The organism is Lacticaseibacillus thailandensis DSM 22698 = JCM 13996, assembly GCF_001436135.1.
Classification (GTDB): Bacteria; Bacillota; Bacilli; order Lactobacillales; family Lactobacillaceae; genus Lacticaseibacillus; species Lacticaseibacillus thailandensis.
Map to the genome: position 1 here is coordinate 1 of NZ_AYZK01000017.1, position 1,787 is coordinate 1,787.

Consider the following 1,787-nt stretch of genomic DNA (forward strand, 5'->3'; position numbering starts at 1 on the left):
GGTAGTACTTTGAAAACTGAACAAAGTTTCGTATATGTGTAGGTTCTTCAACTTAGGTTGAAGAAGAATTAAACATTGCGAAGTCAATTCGCTTTTTAACAAATTAATGAGCTTAACAAGCTTCATATTTTATATGAGAGTTTGATCCTGGCTCAGGATGAACGCTGGCGGCGTGCCTAATACATGCAAGTCGAGCGAACTTAACTAAATGAATGCGGTGCTTGCACCAAGTGATTTTAGAGCGGTGAGCGGCGGATGGGTGAGTAACACGTGGGTAACCTGCCTCTAAGCAGGGGATAACATTTGGAAACAGATGCTAATACCGTATAAATCCTCAAACCACATGGTTTGAGGCTGAAAGGCGGCTTCGGCTGTCACTTAGAGATGGACCCGCGGCGTATTAGCTAGTTGGTGAGGTAATGGCTCACCAAGGCAATGATACGTAGCCGAACTGAGAGGTTGATCGGCCACATTGGGACTGAGACACGGCCCAAACTCCTACGGGAGGCAGCAGTAGGGAATCTTCCACAATGGACGCAAGTCTGATGGAGCAACGCCGCGTGAGTGAAGAAGGCTTTCGGGTCGTAAAACTCTGTTGTTGAAGAAGAACACGTTTGAGAGTAACTGTTCAGACGTTGACGGTATTCAACCAGAAAGCCACGGCTAACTACGTGCCAGCAGCCGCGGTAATACGTAGGTGGCAAGCGTTATCCGGATTTATTGGGCGTAAAGCGAGCGCAGGCGGTTTTTTAAGTCTGATGTGAAAGCCCTCGGCTTAACCGAGGAAGTGCATCGGAAACTGGGAAACTTGAATGCTGAAGAGGACAGTGGAACTCCATGTGTAGCGGTGAAATGCGTAGATATATGGAAGAACACCAGTGGCGAAGGCGGCTGTCTGGTCAGTTATTGACGCTGAGGCTCGAAAGCATGGGTAGCGAACAGGATTAGATACCCTGGTAGTCCATGCCGTAAACGATGAATACTAGGTGTTGGAGGGTTTCCGCCCTTCAGTGCCGCAGCTAACGCATTAAGTATTCCGCCTGGGGAGTACGACCGCAAGGTTGAAACTCAAAGGAATTGACGGGGGCCCGCACAAGCGGTGGAGCATGTGGTTTAATTCGAAGCAACGCGAAGAACCTTACCAGGTCTTGACATCTTCTGCTATTTCTAGAGATAGAAAGTTCCCTTCGGGGACGGAATGACAGGTGGTGCATGGTTGTCGTCAGCTCGTGTCGTGAGATGTTGGGTTAAGTCCCGCAACGAGCGCAACCCTTATGACTAGTTGCCAGCATTAAGTTGGGCACTCTAGTAAGACTGCCGGTGACAAACCGGAGGAAGGTGGGGACGACGTCAAATCATCATGCCCCTTATGACCTGGGCTACACACGTGCTACAATGGTTGGTACAACGAGTTGCGAACCCGCGAGGGCAAGCTAATCTCTTAAAGCCAATCTCAGTTCGGACTGTAGGCTGCAACTCGCCTACACGAAGTCGGAATCGCTAGTAATCGCGGATCAGCATGCCGCGGTGAATACGTTCCCGGGCCTTGTACACACCGCCCGTCACACCATGAGAGTTTGTAACACCCAAAGCCGGTGGGGCAACCCTTCGGGGAGCTAGCCGTCTAAGGTGGGACAGATGATTAGGGTGAAGTCGTAACAAGGTAGCCGTAGGAGAACCTGCGGCTGGATCACCTCCTTTCTAAGGAATTCGTTGTGGCGTCGCAAGACTAAAGCAACGATCGGAAACCTACACATGAAACTTTGTTTAGTTTTGAGGGTACTACC

Annotated in this window: 1 rRNA gene; it reads left to right on the top strand. The window is 50.0% G+C overall.

Going from position 1 to position 1,787, the window contains the following annotated elements:
- Positions 1-129: 129 nt before the first annotated feature.
- Positions 130-1,701: ribosomal RNA gene (locus tag FD19_RS09445) — 16S ribosomal RNA — on the top strand.
- Positions 1,702-1,787: the final 86 nt, after the last annotated feature.